14 protein-coding genes are annotated in these 17,070 nt (G+C 65.7%); 9 read left to right on the forward strand and 5 right to left on the reverse strand.

What is annotated here, in order from left to right:
• Positions 1-207 precede the first annotated feature (207 nt).
• Complete coding sequence (gene groL / locus VQ045_RS10580) at positions 208-1,857, reverse strand: chaperonin GroEL (RefSeq protein ID WP_327622446.1); 1,650 nt, start codon at positions 1,855-1,857, stop codon at positions 208-210.
• Positions 1,858-1,954: 97 nt separating this feature from the next.
• Positions 1,955-2,251, reverse strand: coding sequence for a co-chaperone GroES (gene groES / locus VQ045_RS10585; RefSeq protein WP_327622445.1), 297 nt, complete (start codon positions 2,249-2,251; stop codon positions 1,955-1,957).
• Between the two features lie 284 nt (positions 2,252-2,535).
• Here groES and VQ045_RS10590 point away from each other — a divergent pair, with 284 nt between their 5' ends.
• A complete protein-coding gene (locus tag VQ045_RS10590) occupies positions 2,536-3,399 on the forward strand; it encodes a TIGR01459 family HAD-type hydrolase (RefSeq protein ID WP_331830073.1) in 864 nt (287 codons plus the stop codon).
• Positions 3,396-4,379, forward strand: coding sequence for a bifunctional riboflavin kinase/FAD synthetase (locus tag VQ045_RS10595; protein WP_331830074.1), 984 nt, complete (start codon positions 3,396-3,398; stop codon positions 4,377-4,379). The genes VQ045_RS10590 and VQ045_RS10595 overlap by 4 nt, the downstream gene beginning before the upstream one ends.
• Here VQ045_RS10595 and VQ045_RS10600 read toward each other — a convergent pair.
• Complete coding sequence (locus tag VQ045_RS10600) at positions 4,376-4,723, reverse strand: hypothetical protein (protein ID WP_327622442.1); 348 nt, start codon at positions 4,721-4,723, stop codon at positions 4,376-4,378. The genes VQ045_RS10595 and VQ045_RS10600 overlap by 4 nt on opposite strands.
• A 302-nt stretch (positions 4,724-5,025) precedes the next feature.
• Here VQ045_RS10600 and ileS point away from each other — a divergent pair, with 302 nt between their 5' ends.
• Both ileS and VQ045_RS10610 read left to right on the forward strand, forming a co-directional pair.
• Complete coding sequence (gene ileS / locus VQ045_RS10605) at positions 5,026-8,115, forward strand: isoleucine--tRNA ligase (protein WP_331830075.1); 3,090 nt, start codon at positions 5,026-5,028, stop codon at positions 8,113-8,115.
• Between the two features lie 209 nt (positions 8,116-8,324).
• Positions 8,325-9,002 carry a hypothetical protein gene (locus VQ045_RS10610; RefSeq protein WP_331830076.1) on the forward strand — a complete coding sequence of 226 codons (678 nt, stop codon included), beginning with the start codon at positions 8,325-8,327 and terminating at the stop codon, positions 9,000-9,002.
• Between the two features lie 58 nt (positions 9,003-9,060).
• On the opposite strand, the gene VQ045_RS10615 is transcribed toward VQ045_RS10610, so the two are convergent.
• The gene (locus tag VQ045_RS10615; protein WP_327622486.1) at positions 9,061-9,489 is read right to left on the reverse strand and encodes a nucleoside deaminase; all 429 of its coding nucleotides are present in this window, start codon (positions 9,487-9,489) and stop codon (positions 9,061-9,063) included.
• 217 nt (positions 9,490-9,706) lie between these two features.
• Here VQ045_RS10615 and VQ045_RS10620 point away from each other — a divergent pair, with 217 nt between their 5' ends.
• The 5 genes from VQ045_RS10620 to VQ045_RS10640 all read left to right on the forward strand — a co-directional run bounded on the left by VQ045_RS10620 (position 9,707) and on the right by VQ045_RS10640 (position 15,741).
• Positions 9,707-11,404 carry a pseudouridine synthase gene (locus tag VQ045_RS10620; RefSeq protein ID WP_331830077.1) on the forward strand — a complete coding sequence of 566 codons (1,698 nt, stop codon included), beginning with the start codon at positions 9,707-9,709 and terminating at the stop codon, positions 11,402-11,404.
• Positions 11,405-11,410: 6 nt separating this feature from the next.
• Complete coding sequence (gene rsmD / locus VQ045_RS10625; protein WP_331830078.1) at positions 11,411-11,995, forward strand: 16S rRNA (guanine(966)-N(2))-methyltransferase RsmD; 585 nt, start codon at positions 11,411-11,413, stop codon at positions 11,993-11,995.
• 87 nt (positions 11,996-12,082) lie between these two features.
• Positions 12,083-13,498, forward strand: coding sequence for a M16 family metallopeptidase (locus VQ045_RS10630; RefSeq protein ID WP_331830079.1), 1,416 nt, complete (start codon positions 12,083-12,085; stop codon positions 13,496-13,498).
• 28 nt (positions 13,499-13,526) lie between these two features.
• Positions 13,527-14,858, forward strand: a complete 1,332-nt coding sequence (locus VQ045_RS10635) for a M16 family metallopeptidase (protein WP_327622436.1) — start codon at positions 13,527-13,529, stop codon at positions 14,856-14,858.
• A gap of 4 nt (positions 14,859-14,862) precedes the next feature.
• A complete protein-coding gene (locus tag VQ045_RS10640; protein WP_331830080.1) occupies positions 14,863-15,741 on the forward strand; it encodes a patatin-like phospholipase family protein in 879 nt (292 codons plus the stop codon).
• Between the two features lie 12 nt (positions 15,742-15,753).
• Here the strand turns inward: VQ045_RS10640 and VQ045_RS10645 are convergent, their stop codons facing one another.
• The gene (locus VQ045_RS10645; RefSeq protein WP_331830081.1) at positions 15,754-16,785 is read right to left on the reverse strand and encodes a DNA topoisomerase IB; all 1,032 of its coding nucleotides are present in this window, start codon (positions 16,783-16,785) and stop codon (positions 15,754-15,756) included.
• Between the last annotated feature and the right edge of the window lie 285 nt (positions 16,786-17,070).

Genomic DNA, 17,070 nt, shown 5'->3' on the forward strand with positions numbered 1-17,070 from the left:
GCGCGTTCCGAAGATGGATCGATAAATCGTTGGCCACGACCTGGAATCGAAAAGGGACCCGGCGATGCCGAGCCCCTTCCATAAACAGCAGTCTGCGATGCTGGACTTCTTAGAAGTCCATGCCGCCACCCAAAACCGGGCTTGCCCGGTTTTGGCACTTTGGAGTGATGGGCGGCTTGATGCCCTTCCGCGAAGCCTGACGGCTTCTTAGAAGTCCATGCCGCCCATGCCGCCCATGCCGCCGGGCATGCCGCCGCCCATGCCGCCGCCCGAATCCTTCTTCGGAGCCTCCGAGATCATCGCCTCGGTGGTGACCAGCAGGCCGGCGACCGAAGCCGCGTCCTGGAGCGCCGAGCGCACGACCTTGACCGGATCGACGATGCCCATCTGGATCATGTCGCCATATTCGCCGGTCTGGGCGTTGTAGCCGAAGGTCACCGACGAATTGTCGAGGATCTTGCCGACGATGATGGAGCCTTCGGCGCCAGCATTGGTGACGATCTGGCGAAGCGGAGCCTGGAGCGCGCGGCGCACGATGGTGATGCCGGCTTCCTGGTCCTGGTTCTCGCCCTTGATCGTCAGGGCATTGGAGGCGCGCAGCAGAGCGACGCCACCACCGGCAACGATACCCTCTTCAACAGCCGCGCGGGTGGCGTTGAGCGCGTCGTCGACGCGGTCCTTCTTTTCCTTGACCTCGACCTCGGTCGCACCGCCGACGCGAATGACCGCGACGCCGCCCGCCAGCTTGGCGAGACGCTCCTGCAGCTTCTCCTTGTCGTAGTCCGAGGTGGTCTCCTCGATCTGGCCCTTGATCTGGCCGACACGGGCCTGGATCTGCTCCTTCTCACCGGCACCATCGACGATGGTGGTGTTTTCCTTGGTGATCGAGACCTTCTTGGCGCGGCCGAGCATGTCGAGCGTGACATTCTCGAGCTTGATGCCGAGGTCCTCGGAGATGACCTGACCGCCGGTGAGGACGGCGATGTCCTCGAGCATCGCCTTGCGGCGATCGCCGAAGCCCGGCGCCTTGACGGCGGCGATCTTCAGGCCGCCACGCAGCTTGTTGACGACGAGCGTGGCCAGAGCCTCGCCTTCGACGTCCTCGGCGATGATGATCAGCGGCTTGGAGGACTGCACGACGGACTCGAGCACCGGTAGCAGCGCCTGGAGGTTGGAGAGCTTCTTCTCGTGCAGGAGGATGTAGGCGTCCTCGAGCTCGGCGACCATCTTCTCCGGGTTGGTCACGAAGTAAGGCGACAGATAGCCGCGATCGAACTGCATGCCCTCGACGACTTCGAGCTCGGTCTCGGCGGTCTTGGCTTCCTCGACCGTGATGACGCCCTCGTTGCCGACCTTCTGCATGGCGGCGGCGATCATCTCGCCGATTTCCTTCTCGCCATTGGCCGAGATGGTGCCGACCTGGGCGACTTCGTCCGAGGTCTCGATCTTGCGAGCCGAGGCCTGCAGAGCTTCGACGACCTTGATGACGGCCATGTCGATGCCGCGCTTGACGTCCATCGGGTTCATGCCGGCGGCAACCGACTTGCCACCCTCGCGAACGATCGCCTGGGCGAGAACCGTCGCGGTCGTGGTGCCGTCGCCGGCCTTGTCGTTGGTCTTCGAGGCCACTTCGCGCACCATCTGGGCGCCCATGTTCTCGAACTTGTCCTCGAGCTCGATCTCCTTGGCGACGGTGACGCCGTCCTTGGTGATGCGGGGCGCGCCAAAGGACTTGTCGATGACGACGTTACGACCCTTGGGGCCGAGGGTCACCTTCACCGCGTCGGCGAGGATGTCGACGCCGCGCAGCATGCGTTCACGTGCGTCGCGGCCGAATTTTACTTCTTTAGCTGCCATGGTCTTAATTCTCCCGGGCGCGCCATCGAAGGCCGCGCCGTTTGAAGTTTCTTGGAATGTCGTTGTGGAACGTCGGCTCAGGAGCCGTCGCTCGTCTTCAGCCGACGATACCCATGATGTCGGATTCCTTCATGATCAGAAGGTCTTCGCCGTTCAGCTTGACCTCGGTGCCCGACCATTTGCCGAAGAGAATACGGTCGCCGGACTTGACGTCGAGCGGAACGACCTTGCCGGACTCGTCACGCGCGCCGGAGCCGACCGCGATGATCTCGCCTTCCTGGGGCTTTTCCTTCGCCGTATCCGGAATGATGATCCCGCCAGCGGTCTTGGCTTCGGATTCCACCCGGCGTACGACGACGCGATCGTGCAGGGGACGGAAATTCACAGCTGCCATGTTCGTTGAACCCTTCGTTGAACGAATACGGCCGGACCCAGAACGGGACCCGGCTCGAAGAATTTGGCACTCACCAATGGAGAGTGCTAACGACGAGGCAGATAGGGTGGCGAGCGACGCGATGTCAAGATGTCGGCAACGACGGACGACAGGATTTTTATGGGCTGGCCAAGCCGGATAGGGCTGGTCCTCGCGGGCGACCAGCCCGGTCGGCCAGTGCCTTGACCCGCTGGCGGCCCCCCTCTATCGCGTCGGGCGATCAGTTGAAAGATAACGGGCCGTCGATGGACATCACCACTCCCGGTAATTCCGGCATCAGTCGCAAGATAAAGGCTCTGGCTGAGATTTCCACCGGTTACGACGCGCTGTTCTGCGACGTGTGGGGCGTCGTCCACAATGGCGAGCGCAAGCACCCGGCCGCCGAAGCCGCCTTGACGGAGGCGCGCGCGGCGGGCGCCAAAGTGGTTCTTTTGACCAATTCGCCGCGCCCCTCGGCCAGCGTCATCGACCAACTCGATGCGCTGGAGTTTTCGCGTGATGCCTATGATGCGGTCGTCACCTCCGGCGACGCCACCCGCGCGCTGATCGCGGAGACCGGAGGGCCGGTCTTCCATCTCGGCCCGGCACGGGACATCGAACTGTTCGACGGGCTCGGCGTCGAGCGGGTTGGCGAGGCGGACGCGGCGGTGATTGTGGCGACCGGCCTCTACGACGACGAGGCGGAGACGCCCGCCGACTATGGCGAACTGCTGTCCCGGCTGCATTCCCGTGGCCTGCCGATGATCTGCGCCAATCCCGACATCGTCGTGCATCGCGGCGACCGGTTGATCTACTGTGCCGGCGCGCTGGCGCGTGACTATGCCGCCCTCGGGGCGACGGTCCATCTCGCCGGCAAGCCGCATCGGCCGATCTACGACGTCGCGACCCGGGTGGCCGGCATGTCCGATCGCGCGCGCATTCTCGCCATCGGCGACGGCCTGATGACCGACATCAAGGGCGCCAACGATTTCGGCATCGATGTGCTGCTGATCACCGACGGCGTCCATGGTGACGAGTTCGGCGGACCGGACCCCGACGCCGAGGCGGTCGTGCGGGTCTTGCGCGAACGCGGTCTCGACGCCCGCACTTTCATGGCGGCGCTGGCATGACGAATGGCGCCGCGCTGCGGCTTGGCGGCATCGCGGACATTCCCGAGAGCCTTGCCGGCTGCGTCGTCGCGGTCGGCAATTTCGATGGCGTCCATCGCGGCCACCAGGCGGTGCTCGCGGTCGCGCGCGAATTGGCCGAGGCCGAGGGCCGGCCGCTCGTCTGCCTCACCTTCGAGCCGCATCCGCGCACGGTCTTCCGTCCCGACCTGCCCGTTGCGCGACTGACCCCGGCGCCAATGAAAGCGCGGCTTCTCGGAGCGCTTGGGTTCGACGCCGTGGTCGAGCAGCCCTTCGACCGGGCCTTTGCCGCGCTGGAGCCTGAGGCCTTCGTCGAAACCGTTCTCGTTGATTGCCTGAAATCCCATCACGTCGTTGCCGGCTTCGACTTTCACTACGGCGCCAAGCGCGGCGGCACCCCGCAGACGCTTGCCGAGTCGGGCCCGCGCCACGGCTTCGGCGTGACGCTGGTGCCGGCTTTCGCCGACGAGGGCGGAGAAACAGTCTCGTCGAGCCGTATCCGTGCGCTTCTCGAAGCCGGCGACGTCGCGGCGGCGGCCGGCCAGTTCGGTTATCGCTGGACCATCCGCGGCGAGATCGTCCACGGCCAGAAGCTCGGCCGCAGCCTCGGCTATCCGACCGCTAATCTGGTGCTTGAGCCCGACGAGATGCTGAAGCACGGCATCTATGCCGTGCGCCTGCGCCGCGCCGACGGCACGCTGCATGACGGCGTCGCCAGCTTCGGCCGCCGCCCGACCTTCGACAATGGCGCGACATTGTTCGAGACGTTCCTGTTCGACTTTTCCGGCGATCTCTATAGCGAAACGGTCGACGTCTCGATCTTCGCCTTTTTGCGCGGCGAGGCACGTTTCGAGAGTGCCGAGGCCCTTGTCGCCCAGATGGACCGAGATGCCGAAGAGGCGAAGGCGGTACTCGCCGGCGTGGCGCCGCTCTCGCCGCTGGACAACGCGATCGCGTTTTAGCCGGCCTGCCTTGGTCTCGGCGCCGGAGCCGACACCATAATCGGCGAGCGAGCGGCCGGCGGAGAGAACCATCCGGCCAAGCGTTTGCGTTTGCCGCCCTTCGGCCCCTCGTCATCGTCGGGAAAGCGCCCGTTGAGCATGATCACCATGCCGATCTGAACGCTCGAAAAGGTCAGGCCGAGGAAATAGATGACCAGCCCGATCGCCAGCGGGCCGGAATCCGAGCGGGCGATCGTCGTCCCGAAACCGCCGATATCGGCAAGCGCCAGCACGGCGACGAAGAACGCGGCGGCACAAAAGCCGATCAGCGCGTTGCGGGCGAGAAAGCGAAAGAGATGGGGCATCGCGACCTCCTTACGGGGCGTCGAGCAGGCGTGCCGGCCCCGATGTTCGAAATTATATCATTCGGCTAGTCAGGCCAACGTGGCGCTTGCCTCCTTGATGCAGGCCGTCGCGCCTGCCTTTCCTTCGCTTGCCGGACTTGCTAAAGGCTCGGACCATGCTCAGTCCGCGCGCGCATTCCGTTTTCATACGAATTAGCCGCCCGGCCTTCTGACCGGCTCGGCCGGGGAGGGTCCGGGTTTGCCGGCCGCCGCGCCACCACCGCTTTTTTCCTTTGTGCCGTGCTTTGATCGCGGCGGACGACATGGCTGACATCATGAGCGACACCAAGACGACAGATTCCGACGGCGCCGTCGATTATTCCAAGACGCTGTTTCTGCCCGAGACCGACTTTCCGATGCGCGCCGGTCTGCCCAAGGCCGAGCCCGAATGGCTCGCCAAATGGGACGGCATGGATCTCTATGGCACCTTGCGCAAAGCCTCGGAAGGCCGGCCGAAATACGTCCTGCATGACGGGCCGCCCTACGCCAACGGCAACCTGCATATCGGCCACGCGCTGAACAAGATCCTCAAGGACGTCATCACCCGCTCGTTCCAGATGCGCGGCTACGACGCCAATTACGTCCCCGGCTGGGACTGCCACGGCCTGCCGATCGAGTGGAAGATCGAGGAGCAGTACCGCGCCAAGGGCAAGAACAAGGACGACGTGCCGGTCAACGAGTTTCGCAAGGAATGTCGCGACTTTGCCGCTCATTGGGTGGGCATACAGACCGAGGAGTTCCGCCGCCTCGGCGTCGAGGGCGACTTCAAGGACCCGTATCTGACCATGGCCTATGGGGCCGAGTCGGTAATCGCCGGCGAGCTGTTGAAGTTCGCCATGTCGGGCCAGCTTTATCGCGGCTCCAAGCCGATCATGTGGTCGGTGGTGGAAAAGACCGCGCTGGCCGAAGCCGAGGTCGAGTACCACGATCATGAGTCGGATACGGTGTGGGTGAAGTTTCCGGTGAAGGAGGTCGTCGCCGTCGATTTTTCGCGTGAGCTTTCAGATGAGGCTGCAAAAAAGTTAAACGAGCGATACACGGCTTTGCGGTCGGCATCAGTTGTCATCTGGACAACGACGCCCTGGACGATCCCCGGCAACCGTGCCGTCGCCTTCTCGCCCCGCATCGCCTATGGGCTCTACGAGGTCACTGCGCTGGACGACGCCGAAAATCCCCGCTGGGCGATGCAAGGCGAAAAGCTGATCCTTGCCGACGCGCTCGCGGCGGAGGTTTTCGCCAAGGCGCGTGTGCCGGAGGCGGGCTACCGACGCATTGATGACGTCGCGGCTGACGAACTTGCTGCGCTAACCTGTCACCACCCGCTCGCGGGACTCGGCGGCGGCTACGACTTCCCCGTTCCCCTCCTTCAAGGCGATCACGTCACCGACGAGGCGGGTACCGGTTTCGTTCATACCGCGCCCGGCCACGGCCGCGAGGATTTCGATGCCTGGATGGCCGCCCGCCGCGATCTCGAAGCGCGCGGCATCGACACGGCGATCCCCTTCACCGTCGACGACGACGGCTTCTACACCAAGGACGTGCCGGGCTTCGGGCCGGACGCGGAAGGCGGTCCCGCGCGCGTCATCGACGACAAGGGCAAGAAGGGCGACGCCAACAAGCGTGTCATCGCCGCGCTGATCGAGCGGAACAATCTGCTCGCCCGTGGCCGCCTGAAGCATCAGTACCCGCATTCCTGGCGCTCCAAGAAGCCGGTGATCTTCAGGAACACCCCGCAATGGTTCGTCCACATGGACGAGGATCTCGGTGGGTATGGTTTGGACGCTGGCGCCCCCCTCCCTACCGGTGGGGAGGGTGACACCCTCCGCTCCCGCGCGCTCGCCGCCATCGACGACACCCGCTTCGTGCCGACATCGGGCCAGAACCGGCTGCGCGGCATGATCGCCGACCGGCCGGACTGGGTGCTGTCCCGCCAGCGTGCCTGGGGCGTGCCGATCTGCGTTTTCGCCGACGAGAATGGCGAGATCCTCAAGGACGAGGCGGTGAACGCCCGTATCCTCGAAGCCTTCGCGGAAGAGGGCGCCGACGCCTGGTTCGCCGACGGCGCCAAGGAACGCTTCCTCGGCAACGAACACGATTCGCAGAAGTGGACCATGGTCCGCGACATCCTGGACGTGTGGTTCGATTCCGGCTCGACCCATGCCTTCTGCCTGGAAAAGCGGCCCGACCTCAAATGGCCGGCCGACCTTTATCTCGAGGGCTCCGACCAGCATCGCGGCTGGTTCCACTCCTCGCTGCTGGAATCCTGCGCCACACGCGGCCGGGCGCCCTATGACGCGGTGCTGACCCATGGCTTCGTCATGGACGAGGAGGGGCGGAAGATGTCGAAGTCCCTCGGCAACGTCGTCACCCCGCAGGACGTCATCAAGCAGTCCGGCGCCGACATCCTGCGGCTGTGGGTGATCAGTTCCGATTATTCGGAGGATTTGCGGCTCGGCAAGACCATCCTGCAGACCAACATCGACAGCTACCGCAAGCTGCGCAACACCATGCGCTGGATGCTCGGAACGCTCGCCCACGACACCGGCGAGACGGTGCCGCTGGCCGAGATGCCGGAGCTGGAGCGGCTGATGCTGCACCGGCTCGCCGAGCTCGACGAAGTGGTCCGCAAGGGCTACGACGGCTTCGACTTCAAGCGGATCAGCCGGGCGTTGCTCGATTTCGTCGTGGTCGAGCTGTCGGCCTTCTACTTCGATATCCGCAAGGATTCGCTCTACTGCGATCCGCCCTCGGCGGTCCGCCGCAAGGCCGCGCTGCAGGTCGTGCGGACGCTGTTCGACCATCTGGTCACCTGGCTCGCACCGATGCTGCCCTTCACAATGGAGGAGGCGTGGCTGTCGCGTTATCCGGAGGCGCGGTCGGTGCATCTGGAATCCTTCCGCGATGTCGATCCGGCCTGGCGCGACGACGCGCTTGCCGCCCGCTGGCAAAAGCTGCGCCGAGTCCGCCGCGTCGTCATGGGCGCGCTGGAGGAACAGCGGCGCGCAAAGACCATTGGCTCGTCGCTGGAGGCCGCACCTGTCCTCCATCTCGACGACGCCAATCTGCGCGCGCTCGCCGCGTCCGTCGATTTCGCCGAGATCGCTATCACCAGCGGCCTCGACATCTCCGGCGAGCCGGCGCCGGCCGAGGCCTTCCGCCTGGTCGACACGCCCGGCATCGCTGTTATCTTCCGCAAGGCCCAAGGGATAAAATGCGCCCGGTCGTGGAAGATCACCGACGATGTGGGATCGGATTCCGATTTCCCCGACGTTTCGGCGCGCGACGCGGCGGCCTTGCGGGAATTGGGCGCGACCACGGCGCGCGTCCTCCAGGAGGCTGAAGGTTCGTTATAGGCTCGTGAATTGCGCCAATGGACGGCTCTCCCATCGAAGATGGCGGGGTAAAACCGCCAACCGCGCTTGCGCGGTGATGGAGAGCGGCTTAAAAATGCGCCCGGAATTCGCCTGAATTTCGTGGCATCCGCGGGCCGCGTCCGGCGACTGCCGGCCGCCGCCCCTCCGCTGACATGAGGGCGGCAAATTCGGCTAGGGGGCCGTATCGTATGACGAAGACAGTTCGATTCGCGTTTCACGCGATGGCCATCGGCGCGGTCGCGCTGGCCCTCTCCGGCTGTCTCGGACCGACCTACGGCACCGGCAAGTCGCAGGGCGAGACGCTGTTCGACGATCTCAACAACGTGGTTTCCCTTGGGGGTAGCAGCGATGCCGCCCAGATCGCCTACGCCCCGCGACCGGAACTGGTGAAGCCCGACAACACCAGCATTTTGCCGCCACCGCAGGCAACCCGCAACACCACTGGCGATCCCAACTGGCCAGAATCGCCGGAGCAGCGCGCGGCGCGTCTGCAGGCGGCCGCCTATCAGGGCGATGGCCCCGTGCCGGCCGATGTTGCGACGGCGCGCAAGGAAGGCGTGACCCAAGCCTATCTCGATCGCGCGGGCGGTAGCGGTTACAAATTCGACAACGGCAGGCCCGACACCACGCTTTCGCCTGGAGAACTTCGCAGCCGCGGCGAACTCATTCGTCAGCGCCAGCGCGACAGTCAGCAGGGCAGCGCGACCCAGCGCAAATATCTGAGCGAGCCGCCGATCGCCTATCGCAAGCCGGCGGCCACGGCGCCGGTTGGCGATCCGGGCGAGGACGAGAGCGTCAAGGAGCGGAGGATGCGCGGCAGCGACGGCAGTATCGGTTCGAAAATCCGCAACCTGCTGCCGTTCTGATCACCGGGGCGGGACACCCAGGCCGCAATTGGCTTTTCAGTTGCGCGACGTGCCGGTCTCAGCGTCTGGCGCGGAAGAAATCGCGCAGGATCGTTGCGCTCGCGCTTTCCGCGATGCCCGCATAGACCTCCGGCGCGTGGTGGCAGGTGGGCTGGCTGAAGAAACGCGGACCTGCCTCGACGGCGCCGCCCTTCGGGTCGCTGGCGCCGAAATAGAGCCGCCGGATTCGCGCGAAGGAGATCGCCGCGGCGCACATGGCGCAGGGCTCCAGCGTTACATAGAGATCGCAGTCCGGCAGCCGTTCCGAGCCGAGCGCCGTTGCGCCAGCGCGGATAGCGAGGATTTCGGCATGAGCGGTCGGATCGTGGCGTTGGCGCGTTTCGTTGCCGGCCCGGGCGAGGATTTCGCCGTTTCGCACCAACACGGCGCCGACCGGCGTCTCGCCGCGTTCGGCCGCGTCGCGGGCTTCTTCGAGCGCGACATCCATGAAATTCTGACTGGCCACCGTCGGGTTCCTCTCGCTCCAGGGGTGACGACCTGTTAGAGCGATCCACGGTCGGTGCGCGGATCGACTGAAGCTCGTCGCGCCCTTCGCCGCGCCGCAGACCGGTCTTTCCAGCCGATCCGGCATGCCGGACAAAGGCAAATTTTATTCGATCTGAGGGGTTCCCGAGGCCAGGGTCCGCCGCAGCAAAGGCAATGGCATGAGCGATACGACGAACGGCGACGACAGGAAAGGCCGCGGCCGCAAACCGGGTGATGGCGGCGGTGCGCGTGGCGGCAAGAGTGGCGGCGGCGGCGAAAAGCGCCCCTTCCGGCCGCGCGCCGAAGCCCGGACTGGCGATCGGCCGGACGCCGGCAAGCCACGCGGTGACCGTCCCTCGTCGGACAAGCCGCGGCCCGGCCGCGCCGGGGGCGCTGGCGCCGACGGCGAGCGCAAGCCGTTCACGCCGCGCAGCCGCGGAATGGCCTCCCATGGCGGGCCACGAAGCGAGAGCGGCGACGGCGCGGCGTCGAAGCCGCGCAGCTACGGACAGCTCGCTCATGATTCCGGGAAAGCCGAGCGCAAGCCAAGGCCTGAGGACAAAGAAAGACGGCCACCACGGACGGATCGTCCTGCGAGCGCCGACGCGGAAGCGACGATGCCGGGCAAGATGCGGATCGCCCGGCGGCTGGCGCGGGCGGGCATCGCCTCGCGCCGCGACGCCGAGGGCATGATCGCCGACGGCCGGGTGCGGGTGAACGGCAAGGTGCTCGACACGCCGGCGCTGGACGTAACCGCCGCCGACAGGATCGAGATCGACGGCGCACCGCTGCCGGCGATCGAGCGCACGCGCTTGTGGCTGTTCCACAAGCCGGCCGGGACGGTCACGACGAACCGCGATCCGGAAGGGCGTCCGACCGTTTTTGAACGGCTTCCGAAGGATATGCCGCGCGTCCTCACTGTCGGCCGGCTGGATATCACCACCGAGGGCCTGCTGCTCCTGACCAATGACGGGGGTCTGGCGCGCATCCTCGAACTACCCGCGACCGGGTGGCTGCGCCGCTACCGCGTCCGCGCCCATGGCGCGATCAATCAGGCGCGCCTCGACGAGCTGCGTCAGGGCATCGCCATCGACGGCGTCTTCTATGGCGCGATCGAGGCCAGTCTCGATCGCGAGCAGGGCTCCAACGTCTGGCTGACGCTGGGCCTGCGCGAAGGCAAGAACCGCGAGGTCAAACGCGTCCTCGCGCATCTCGGCCTGGACGTGAACCGTCTGATCCGGCTCTCCTTCGGCCCCTTCCAGCTGGGCGACCTCCCCGAGGGCTCGGTGCAGGAGATCAAGGGACGGACGCTGCGCGACCAACTCGGCGATCGCCTGATCGAGGAGGCCGGCGCCGATTTCGACGCGCCTGTCGCCAAGCCCTTCTCCAACAAGCCGGTCGAGGCCGAACAGCCGAACGAGGATCTGCGCCCGATCAAGCGCGGCGACTGGATTTCCGCCAGCGAGACGGCGCCGAACAAGAAGCGTGCCCGCGAGGCCAAGCGCGAGGATGCCCTCGGCCGCCTGGACACGCGCGCACCGCGTCCGCAGCGCGGCGAGCGGCCGGACAGGCCGGAGCGCGGCGGCGCCGGCAAGCGCTTCGACGGTTCGAAGAAACCCTATGGCGATCGCGGCGCGGCGTCTGCCGATGGCGACAAGCCGGCGGCCAAGAAGCCGTTCGGGGAAGGCAAGCGTTCGGCCAATGTCTGGATGGCGCCGGGCGCGCGGCCACAAGGCACGAAGAAGGGGCTGGCGGCTCAGGAGCGGCCGCAGCGCCGGGGACCGGGAGGCGGGGGCAGGCCACCCGCCGGTGCCGGTTCGACCGGGCGGGAGGGCGGCGATAGACCGCGCGGCCCGCGACCGCCGCGCAAGGGCTGAGCCGCGATGCGCATCGTCGGGGGTGAATTTCGTGGCCGCCGCCTGGCGACACCGAAGACCGACGCGATCCGCCCGACCACGGATCGCAACCGCGAGACCCTGTTCAACGTGCTGGCCCACAGGGGCGGCTTCACCCTTGATGGGTCCCGGGTGCTCGATCTGTTCGCGGGTACCGGCGGGCTGGGGCTGGAGGCCCTCTCGCGTGGCGCTCGCTTTTGCCTCTTCATCGAGGAGGGTGTCGAGGGCCGGGGGCTCGTGCGCGAGAATGTCGAGGCCTTCGGGCTGCAGGGGCGATCGAAGATCTTTCGGCGCGATGCAACCAGGCTCGGCGGCGTCAGCACGATGGAGCCGTTCTCCTGTCTCTTTGCCGATCCGCCCTACGGCAAGCGGCTCGGCGAGGCGGCGCTGGTCTCCGCCCGCGATGGCGGCTGGCTGAAGCCGGGCGCGCTCGCCGTGATCGAGGAGGCGGTCTCCGCCCCATTCGAGACCCCGGACGGCTTCACGCTCGAAGAAGAGCGGGCCATGGGCGAGACGATTTTGCGCTTTCTGGTGGCCGCGTCCGACTCCTCGTCCCTGAAACCGGCGACCTAACTAAACCGTAATTGGTCACGATTCCTGCGATCCGCCATAGTCCGGGCGTCCCTGACCAGACGCATTGAACGAGGATCAGACCGAACGATGAAGCTTTTCTCGCGCCAGATCGGCTTGTCGGCTCTCGCCGTCGCCTTCGCTTTGCCGCTTGCGGCCCGTGCCGAAACGGTGGCCGCACCGAAGGCCGAGGCCGCGACGCAGCAGGCCACGGCCAAGGAAAAGGCCGCGGAACTCTCGACCTTCATGCTCGACAACGGGCTCCAGGTCGTGGTCCTGCCCGACCATCGCGCCCCGGTCGTGACCCAGATGCTCTACTACAAGGTCGGCGCGGCGGACGAGGCGCCCGGCGAAAGCGGCATCGCCCACTTCTTCGAGCATCTGATGTTCAAGGGCACCAAGAGTAATCCGGAAGGGACTTTCTCGCGGGCCGTCGCCGAGATCGGCGGTCAGGAGAACGCCTTCACCACCTCGGACTACACCGGCTACTATCAGCAGATGCCGGCCGACGCGCTGGAAATGGTTATGACCTTCGAGGCGGACCGCATGGAGAACCTTGTGCTCTCCAAGGAAACGGTGGCACCCGAGCGCGACGTCATTTTGGAAGAGCGCCGGTCGCGCGTCGACAATGATCCCGGCTCGCAGCTCGCCGAGGCCGTTCAGGCGGCACTGTTCCAGAACAGCCCCTATGGCGATCCGGTGATCGGTTGGCGCTCGGAGATCGAGGCGCTGTCGCGGGACGGCGCCGTCGCCTTCTACGACAAATATTATACCCCCAACAACGCGATCCTGCTGATCGCCGGCGACGTGACCGAAGCGGAAGTCCGCCGGCTGGCCGAAAAGACCTATGGCAAGGTTGCGCGCCGCGCCGAACCTGGCGAGCGCGTCCGGCCGGTGGAGCCGGAGCCGTTGGCCGCGCGGACGGTGACGCTGACCGACGCGCGCGTCACCCAGCCGTCGATGCAACGGGCCTATCTCGTGCCTTCCGATACGACCGCCGATCCGGGCGAGGCCGAAGCGCTTGATGTCCTGGCTGACGTTCTTGGCGGTGGCACCACGAGCCGGCTGTATCGCGGCCTTGTCGTCGACAAGGCGATCGCCGCCGGCGCCGGTGCCCACTACGCCGGAACCGCGCTGGAGGAGGGACAGTTCGTCGTCTACGGGATGCCGCGGGGCGAGGCGAGCCTGGAGGAGATCGAGGCGGCGATCGATGCCGAGATCGCCCGCATCGTCGAAAAGGGCATCACCGCGGAGGAACTGGAGCGCGCCAAGAACCGCGTCCGCAAGGATGTCATCTATTTGCGCGACAGTCAGACCTCGATGGCGCGCCGTTATGCCGCGGCGCTTTCGACGGGCCGCACCATCGCGGATGTCGAGGGTTGGCCCGAGCGGATCGAGGCGGTCACCGTCGAAGACGTGGCGGCCGCGGCTCGGAAATATCTCCAGCCGAAGCGCTCCGTGACCGGCTATCTGCTGCCGGAGCCGTCCGCCGAAACCCGCTCCTGATTTTTCGCATCGCGGAAGGAAGAAACCGTTGAAGCCATTCGCCAATCCGTTTGCCGGCGCAGTCGCCGCCCTGACCCTGTCCCTCGGTCTTTCCTTTGCTTCGCTCGGCCCGGTCGGCGCGGTGGAAATCCAGGAGGTGACGAGCCCAGGCGGGATCAAGGCCCTCCTCGTCGAGGACTACACGAACCCGCTGATTGCCATGAAATTCGCTTTCAAGGGCGCCGGCTCGACCCAGGATGCAGACGGCAAGGAAGGCACCGCCAATTTGATGTCGGGTTTGCTCGACGAGGGTGCCGGCGAGATCGACAGCCGCGCGTTTCAGGCGCGTCTCGACGATCTCGGTGTCTCGCTGAGCTACGACGCCAGCCTCGACAATTTCACCGGCAATTTCCGCACCATCGTGGAGTTCGAGGACGATGCCTTCGATCTCTTGAAGCTGTCGGTCAACGATCCGCGTTTCGACGAGGAGCCGGTGGCGCGCATCCGTGGTCAGATCAAGGCCGGCATCCTCGCTGACCAGAACGACCCCGGCGAACTTGCCGGCAAGGCATTCCGCGAGACAGTCTTCGCCGGCCATCCCTATTCGCGCCCGACTGAGGGCACCCTGGAAAGCCTCGACAAGGTGACGTCCGAGGATTTGAAGGCTTTGCGCGGCAAGACCTTCGCCAAGGACAATTTGTATGTCGGCGTCGTCGGCGCGATCAGCCCGGAAAAGCTGGGTGAAAGGCTCGACGCTGTTTTTGGCGCCTTGCCGGAGACGGCCGATCTGAAGCCGGTTTCCCAGACCGAACCGGTCACCGGCAAGACCATCGCCGTCGAGCTTGACGTGCCGCAAACGGCGATCCAGTTCGCGCTTCCCGGCGTCATGCGGAACGACGAGGAATTCTTCGCCGCCTATCTGATGAATCATATCCTCGGCGGCGGCTCGTTCACCTCGCGGCTCTATACCGAGATTCGCGAAAAGCGTGGTCTTGCCTATGGCGCTGGCTCGTGGCTGGCGAGCTACGATCATGCCGCCGTGCTCGGCGCGAGCACCGCGACCCGCTCCGACAAGGCGGCCGAAAGCATCGAGATCATCCGCGACGAACTGAAGCGCATGGCGAAGGACGGTCCGAGCGAGGAGGAACTCGCCAAGGCCAAAGCCTATGTCAAAGGCTCCTACGCCATCCGCAATCTCGACTCCTCCCTGGCGATTGCCTCGACACTCGTGGGGATTCAGCTCGACGACCTCGGCAACGACTATATCGATCGTCGCAAGGCGATTATCGATGCCGTGACGATGGAGGAGGTGAAGCAGATTGCGCGCAAGCTGCTCTCGGACGAACCCACCGTCATCACCGTCGGCCCAGGCGGAGCCTGACGGCGTGAGCGATTTCGCGCTGGCGCTTGGCGGCGGCGGTGCCCGTGGCATCGCCCATATCCACGTGATCGAGGCGCTCGATGAACTCGGCGTGCGGCCGAAGCGCATCGTCGGTTCCTCGATTGGCGCGATCATGGGCGCGGGCTACGCCGCCGGCATGAGCGGTGCCGAGCTGCGCGCCTTCGCGCTCGACAGCTTTGCCCGCAAGCGGCTCGTGCTGTCCCGGCTCTGGCAAACGCGGCCCACGCCCTTCCAGGACTTCATGAGCGACGGGGCCCTGCGCTTCGGCCCCTTCGATGCCGAGCGCGTGCTGTCGGTCTTCCTGCCCGCCGATCTGCCGACGACCTTCGAGGGCCTCGAAATACCGCTCGGGGTGATGGCGACGGACTTCTACGCCCGCACCGAGTGCGAGATCGACAGCGGCGACCTGCTCAGCGCCTTGGCGGCCTCGGCGGCCATCCCCGCCGTGTTCCGCCCGATTCGCCGGGACGGCAAGGTGCTGTTCGACGGCGGTATCTTCAATCCGCTGCCTTTCGACCGGCTGCGGGGCAAGGCCGACCTTGTCGTCGCGGTCGACGTCAACGGCGGTCCGGTGGGCAGTGGCGACACCATGCCGACGCAGATGGAGGCGATGTTCGGCGCCTCGCAGCTGATGATGCAGTCGATCACCGACTCCAAACTGCGGATGTGCCCACCCGACCTGCTGCTGCGCCCATCGGTGTCGGGTTATCGGGTGCTCGATTTCCTGCGGACGCGGCAAATCCTCGAGGAGACGGCCTCGTTCAAGGAGGAAACGAAACGCGCGCTCGGCCGCCTGTTGGGAGACCAAGGCACCGCGGCGGCGGTCGAAAACGCCCGCGCTGGGAGAGCCTCGGCGCGCTGAGCGGGCGCCCTTCTATTGGGCGGTCTGTTCGAGAAACCGCATCAGCCCGGTCTCGACCCGGGTCAGCCCATCGCGCCTGCGGCCCTTCATCATGTCTGGCGGCAGATTTTTCTCCTCGAAGGCCTGCACGATCCGGGGATGGACATACGAGGATCGCGCTACGGTCGGCGTGTTGCGCAGGACGCGTGACACCGATTTCATCGCTGCGGCAACGGCGCGCTTGCGTTTGGCCTCGGTGTCGGCTGCTGAACCCACGTCCTCGACCAGATAGCGCAGCGCCTCGGCCGAGCCGTGGAACGTCCGGAAATCCTTGGCCGAGATTCGTGCCGCGCCGGCCTCGTGCAGATAGTCGTTCAACAGGTTCGCGGTCAGCTCGCGCTGCTTCTTCTTCTGGCCAGGAAACCGGAACAGACGCTGCCCCTTGCCTTTGCGAACCCGCTTCAGCGAGCGCACCAGCGGCTTGTCGGCGATCTCGATGCGGTGTTCCTTGTTGGATTTTCCGACAAATTTCAGAACCGCGACCTTCTTGACGATGCGGAGGTTTCCCTTGCGCAGCGAGGCCACGCCCCGGCCGCCATCGGCCGCATATTTCTCGTGACCTGGCCGCATGGCGGTGAGGTCGATCAGCCGCGTCGCGATCGCCGATGTCGTCCGCCGGTCGACCTTGCTACGGCGCATATCCTTTTCCACCATCCGCCGAAGCCGGGGCAAGGCGCGGCCGAAGCGCAGGAGCCGCTCGGTCTTTACCGCGTTGCGCACGTTCACCCATTCGTCATGGTAGCGATATTGCAGCCGGCCCTTCTCGTCGCGGCCGATCGCCTGGATATGGCCGGTCGCCTCGATACAAATCCGCACGTCGGTCCAGGCCGGCGGGATCACCAGCGCCTTGACCCTTCGCTTGATGTCCTTGTCGGTGATCGGCTCGCCATCGCGGAAACAGATGCGGAACCCCTTGCCGTTCAAACGCCGCTCGACGTCGAAGGTCTCCGGCGCGACGACGCTAAGGCCAAACCGTTCGGCGTGGAGGGCGAGATGTCGGTTCATCGGGAGACGTCATGCATCCGGCGTGTTCTTCGGCCCTCGGAAACGCCAGCTTTGCGAAACCGGTTCCGACGCCTGGAGTGAGATTGTAGAGTTGCCTATCGGTCTCGAAGCGGCGGATGTGTCTCAGTCGACTGCCTTATGCGGTAAGAGCAACCAATCGTGAATAAAATCAACAAACGGGATTAAATGCGTTAAAGATTTGAAAAAAAGACAATCGAGATTCGGCGTCACGAAAGGCCCGTCATTCTGACGGCGAGACCTGCTGGAGCGGAGATTGGGCGCCGT

Origin of the sequence: Aurantimonas sp. E1-2-R+4, assembly GCF_036549515.1 — a bacterium.
GTDB classification, from domain to species: domain Bacteria; phylum Pseudomonadota; class Alphaproteobacteria; order Rhizobiales; family Rhizobiaceae; genus Aurantimonas; species Aurantimonas coralicida_A.

Excerpts from the sequence above, each read along its gene's own strand:
- groL (WP_327622446.1), bottom strand. The coding sequence starts at position 1,857 with ATGGCAGCTAAAGAAGTAAAATTCGGCCGCGACGCACGTGAACGCATG.
- groES (WP_327622445.1), bottom strand. The coding sequence starts at position 2,251 with ATGGCAGCTGTGAATTTCCGTCCCCTGCACGATCGCGTCGTCGTACGC.
- VQ045_RS10590 (WP_331830073.1), top strand. The coding sequence starts at position 2,536 with ATGGACATCACCACTCCCGGTAATTCCGGCATCAGTCGCAAGATAAAG.
- VQ045_RS10595 (WP_331830074.1), top strand. The coding sequence starts at position 3,396 with ATGACGAATGGCGCCGCGCTGCGGCTTGGCGGCATCGCGGACATTCCC.
- VQ045_RS10600 (WP_327622442.1), bottom strand. The coding sequence starts at position 4,723 with ATGCCCCATCTCTTTCGCTTTCTCGCCCGCAACGCGCTGATCGGCTTT.
- ileS (WP_331830075.1), top strand. The coding sequence starts at position 5,026 with ATGGCTGACATCATGAGCGACACCAAGACGACAGATTCCGACGGCGCC.
- VQ045_RS10610 (WP_331830076.1), top strand. The coding sequence starts at position 8,325 with ATGACGAAGACAGTTCGATTCGCGTTTCACGCGATGGCCATCGGCGCG.
- VQ045_RS10615 (WP_327622486.1), bottom strand. The coding sequence starts at position 9,489 with ATGGATGTCGCGCTCGAAGAAGCCCGCGACGCGGCCGAACGCGGCGAG.
- VQ045_RS10620 (WP_331830077.1), top strand. The coding sequence starts at position 9,707 with ATGAGCGATACGACGAACGGCGACGACAGGAAAGGCCGCGGCCGCAAA.
- rsmD (WP_331830078.1), top strand. The coding sequence starts at position 11,411 with ATGCGCATCGTCGGGGGTGAATTTCGTGGCCGCCGCCTGGCGACACCG.
- VQ045_RS10630 (WP_331830079.1), top strand. The coding sequence starts at position 12,083 with ATGAAGCTTTTCTCGCGCCAGATCGGCTTGTCGGCTCTCGCCGTCGCC.
- VQ045_RS10645 (WP_331830081.1), bottom strand. The coding sequence starts at position 16,785 with ATGAACCGACATCTCGCCCTCCACGCCGAACGGTTTGGCCTTAGCGTC.